A 4,755-nucleotide genomic window follows, 5' to 3' on the forward strand; every position below is an offset into this window, starting at 1 on the left:
CCGCCGGCCCACGCATGCGGCGCGCCGTGGATCATCCAGAGTTCGACATCGACGCCATCAGGCGATGTCATACGCTCCACCGTGCTCGCGCGCTTACCGGCTTTGGCGCTTAGCGCGTCGTCGAATACGAGCGAATCGCCGGCGAAACCTCGCACCAGTTCCGCTGCGTTCGACGGATGCACGGTCTTGTCGGCGTCGCCATGGAAGACGATCATCGGCCGCTTGGGCGCCTGGAAGTTCTTGGCCTTCAATTTCCCGCCCCGCATGGCCGCTAGCGCGGATGGCAGGTCGTGCGCCGCACCCGCCGCCAGGCCCGAATGCACAGCCGCCGCTGCGTAGAGATCCGGGTACGCTCGCACCATGATCGCGGCCATCGCACCTCCCGCCGATAAACCCGCCACGTAGACACGTGCCGGATCGACAGCGTGTTTCGTCATGACATCGCGCGTGATTCCTGCGATTAACGACGGTTCACCACTATCGCGGCGCTGATCGGTGGTTTTGAACCAGTTCCAGCACTTCGACGCGTTCGCGTGCTGCGGCTGAACCGGATACGCGACGATAAATCCGCGCGCCTCCGCGAGTGCGTTCATTTGGGTGCCCGCCGCGAAGTCGTTGGCATCTTGCGTGCAACCGTGGAGCATCACGATTAGCGGCATCGGCCGCCCCGTGCTGACCGACGGCACGTAAAGCCTGTATTCGCGCTGCCCCGCCGCATTCGCGAAGGTGTGCGTAGTGAACTGCCCCGGATCTTGCGAGGGGGTGGGTTCGTGCGCAGGCTGTGCGGGTTGCGTCGCCGGCAGTTGCCCACCCAGTGCGCGCTGAATCGCAGCACTCGCTTCTTGCGGGCCGCGCGTGCGCAGCAGGTTCATTGCGTCATGCATCGAGTGCATGAATCCTTCATCGAGTTTCATTATTTTTCCCAGTTGTCTTTTCAAAAACTGCAAGCGATTAGCCATCAGCCGTGCTCCCTGGCTCCTGACGCCCTATTAGTGGATCCGACCCGCCAGTGCCGCTTTCACAGCCGGCGAGGCATGGAATGCGCCGAGCACGACGATCGATGCGATCGTGGCAAGCGCCAGGTCGGGGGTGACATCGGCGGCAATGCTCGCGAGTCCGAGCACCTGGATATCGAGCTGTTCGCCAGCAGCGCGCGCCGCTTCCAGGTCGCTTCTCGAAAAATGCTGCAGGCCGAGCACCAGCGCGCGCCTCGTGACGGATTCATTCACGACTTGCGCGTGCGTTGCGAGCTGATTGCGGATCGCCGTACGAATCAGGTCGGTGCGGTTCGAGTAAAACCCCTCTTCCACCAGTAAATCGATCTGACCCAAGTCGATGGGACCGAGATTGATCGTGATCTTCTCTGTTTCGCCGCCTTTCGGCCGTAGCAATTCAATTTGAGCTGTCATTTAAAAATCATCCAGTTACCATCCAATGAGATGGTTATAGGATGTTTTTTGCGCTGCGTCAAATTTTCTTTGCGATATTCAAACGCGTCGTGTTCCTTCTGAAAGGGCGCGATACTCAGATTTCTTGCCTACGATCAAAACAATCTGGAGACTCGAAGTGAATTCCGAAACGCGCATCGTCCGGTTGATGACGGTCAGAATCATCCCGTTCCTGGTCCTGCTGTATCTCGTGGCGTACGTGGACCGTTCCACGCTCGGCTTCGCCAAGTTGCAGATGAACGCCGACGTGGGCATCGGCGACGCGGCCTACGGCCTCGGCGCGGGACTGTTTTTCATCGGCTATTTCCTGTGTGAAGTGCCAAGCAACGTGCTCCTCGTGCGTTACGGCGCACGCCGCTGGTTCGCGCGCATCCTGATCACATGGGGGGCGATTACGGTTGCGATGTCCCTCATCAGCGGGCCTGTCAGCTTCTACGTCTTGCGCTTCCTTCTTGGCGCTGCGGAAGCCGGGTTTTATCCGGGCGTCGTGTTCTATCTGAGCCAGTGGTTTCCGGCGCGGCATCGCGGGAGGATCTTCGGCTTGTTCCTGTTGTCGCAACCGTTCGCGCTGATCATCACGGGACCGCTGGCCGGTGGGTTGCTCGGCATGGAAGGGGTCGCCGGCCTGCATGGCTGGCAGTGGCTCTTCATCCTGACCGGACTCCCGGCCATCCTGCTCGCGTGGCCTACCCTGCGCTTTCTCGCCGACACGCCGCAGGAAGCCAAGTGGCTTCCTGCCGAAGACCGCGCGTGGCTTGAAGCCGAACTCGATCAGGAACGGCGATCGGGCGCGCGTGCCAGCCATACTGACGTGTTGCGCACGCTGAAGGACAAGCGGGTTCTCCTGCTCGCGCTCTACTTCCTGCCGTATCCGCTTGCCGTCTACGGTCTGACCACGTGGCTGCCGACTATCATCAAGGCGTTCGGCGTGAGCAACCTGACGACCGGGTTCTTGTCGGCGATTCCTTTTATGTTCGCCGTCGCCGGCCTGCTGATCGTCCCGCGCCATTCCGATAAACACGACGAGCGGATGATTCATATTGCGTGTAGTGCGGGCTTGGGCGCGGTCGGATTGTTCGTATCGGCGGCCGCGCAATCGCATGTCGTGCAGCTTGGCGCGCTCTGCTTCACCGCGTTCGGCCTTTACGCAGCGCAGCCGATCTTCTGGACCTTGCCGAGCCGCCTGCTTGCCGGACCGGCAGCGGCGGCGGGGATCGCAATCATCAATTCGATCGGTAACCTGGGGGGGTATATCGGCCCGTTTGCGGTGGGCGCGATCAAGCAGTACACCGGCAGTCTCACTGACGGACTGTATTTCCTTGCAGGCGGCGTGTTCCTGCTCGGCGTGGTGCTGACGTTCTTGATCAAGGGGACAATCGAACAGCCCGGTCCCACGAAGACGACTGTGCTGACCGAATAACCGGGGACAACGGCAGTAGCACGGGCAGCGGGGTGTTTCATTCGACGCGCTTCGACTTGCGGCCCTGAAGCGGCCCGAGTGCGATAATCACCGGCTGTCCCCTGTCTTCCCCTGACTCCCGGAGAACCCCATGAGCCGCCTCGATAACCCCTTCCACGACCAGGAGGCCGGCAACGCCGACTCGACGCAGGATACGACCCGCATTGACGACGTTCGTATCGGCGCGGTGCGACCGCTGATCTCGCCCGCGCTGCTGCAGGACGAATTGCCCGTGCCGCCGGCGGTGCAGGAGTTGGTCGAACACAGTCGCGCGGCCATCGCGGATATCCTGCACGGCCGTGACGACCGGCTCGTGATTGTGGTCGGACCGTGTTCGATCCACGATCACGATCAGGCGCTCGCGTATGCGCATCGGCTGAAAGTTGCCGCCGATGAATTGCGCGATGATTTATTGATCGTGATGCGCGTGTATTTCGAAAAACCGCGTACCACCGTGGGATGGAAGGGTTACATCAACGACCCGCGCCTGGACGGCAGTTTCCGCATTAATGAAGGCCTGCGCCGCGCGCGGCAGTTGCTGCTCGAGATCAGCAGCATCGGCTTGCCTACAGGCACCGAATTCCTCGACTTGCTGAGCCCGCAATACATTGCCGACCTGATCGCGTGGGGTGCGATCGGCGCGCGCACGACGGAAAGCCAGAGCCATCGGCAACTGGCCTCGGGCTTGAGTTGCCCGATCGGCTTCAAGAACGGCACAGACGGCGGCGTGCAGATCGCAGCCGACGCGATCGTCGCGGCGCATGCGAGCCACGCGTTCATGGGCATGACGAAGATGGGCATTGCTGCGATCTTTGAAACCCGGGGCAACGACGACGCCCACGTCATCCTGCGCGGTGGCAAGAAAGGACCGAACTACGATAGCGAAGGCGTCGCCGCAGCATGCGCCGCACTGAAGGAAGTCGGACTGCCCGAGCAAGTCATGATCGACTGTTCGCACGCGAACTCAGGCAAATCGCACTTGCGGCAGATTGAAGTCGGCGCGGATATCGCACGGCAATTGTCGGGTGGCGAAAAACGCATTATCGGCGTCATGATCGAGAGTCATCTCGAGGAAGGGCGGCAGGATCTCAAGGACGGCGTGCCGCTGCGCTATGGCGTGTCGATCACCGACGCTTGCCTCGCATGGACGCAAACCGAACCCGTGCTGCAAGCGCTTGCCGGTGCGGTTCGCGACCGGCGCAAGCACTCGGCTTAATTCGGCTAGCCGCGGGGTTTAACCCCGGCTTGAGTCCGCTTGCCCGCTTGACCCGCACTCACCGGTAAAAAACGAACCCCTGTTCCGCACGGGTTCGTTTTTTGCGTTCTAAGCGGGGCGTCGCGTGGTGGATTTGTGTGATGGCCGGCAAACCGGGCACTCGGGAAAACGCGGCCCTTCCATAAAATTTCTTTACGCATAGACTTAATCGGTACTACTGTTCTGTCACGCTTTCGCATTCAATTGGCTTGTCGTCTTACAGCATTCGTTTTTTCGTAGTGAATCGCGGACCGGCTTCGTTCGATCCGTGCCAACAACGTACAACCGGGGGCGACACATCATGGCTGACACGAGTTACATGGCGCGCAAGACCGTTGCCGATATCGTCAAAAGCTCGGAAGGCGGCGAACGGCCGCTGGCGAAAACGCTTGGCGCGATCAGTATCACGGCCATGGGTATTGGCGCGATCATCGGCGCGGGGATCTTCGTGCTGACTGGGACGGCGGCCGCGCAATTTGCGGGACCGAGCATCATTTTGTCGTTCGTCCTGGGCGGTATCGCGTGTGCGTTCGTCGGGCTGTGTTATTCGGAACTCGCGGCCATGCTGCCTGTTTGCGGCAGCAGCTATACCT

General features: G+C 61.0%; 5 protein-coding genes. 3 read left to right on the forward strand and 2 right to left on the reverse strand.

The genetic code is table 11. The features are described 5' to 3' along the window. Window positions 1-914 (reverse strand): extracellular catalytic domain type 1 short-chain-length polyhydroxyalkanoate depolymerase (locus WCA53_RS09270; RefSeq protein WP_423908294.1); only part of this gene is annotated, 914 nt, incomplete at its 3' end. A 75-nt stretch (window positions 915-989) separates the two neighbouring features. Then, complete coding sequence (locus WCA53_RS09275; protein ID WP_423908297.1) at window positions 990-1,409, reverse strand: CopG family transcriptional regulator; 420 nt, start codon at window positions 1,407-1,409, stop codon at window positions 990-992. A 157-nt stretch (window positions 1,410-1,566) separates the two neighbouring features. Here WCA53_RS09275 and WCA53_RS09280 point away from each other — a divergent pair, with 157 nt between their 5' ends. From WCA53_RS09280 to WCA53_RS09290, 3 genes are all read left to right on the forward strand, one after another. Continuing rightward, the gene (locus WCA53_RS09280) at window positions 1,567-2,868 is read left to right on the forward strand and encodes an MFS transporter (protein ID WP_423908299.1); all 1,302 of its coding nucleotides are present in this window, start codon (window positions 1,567-1,569) and stop codon (window positions 2,866-2,868) included. 130 nt (window positions 2,869-2,998) lie between these two features. Beyond that, window positions 2,999-4,123: a 3-deoxy-7-phosphoheptulonate synthase gene (locus WCA53_RS09285; protein ID WP_423908301.1), complete on the forward strand. Its 1,125-nt coding sequence runs from the start codon at window positions 2,999-3,001 to the stop codon at window positions 4,121-4,123. 340 nt (window positions 4,124-4,463) lie between these two features. Beyond that, window positions 4,464-4,755, forward strand: a 292-nt coding sequence (locus WCA53_RS09290) for an amino acid permease (protein WP_423908303.1), incomplete at its 3' end; no start/stop codon positions are given.

Origin of the sequence: Caballeronia sp. (assembly GCF_049581465.1) — a bacterium.
Lineage (GTDB): Bacteria > Pseudomonadota > Gammaproteobacteria > Burkholderiales > Burkholderiaceae > Caballeronia.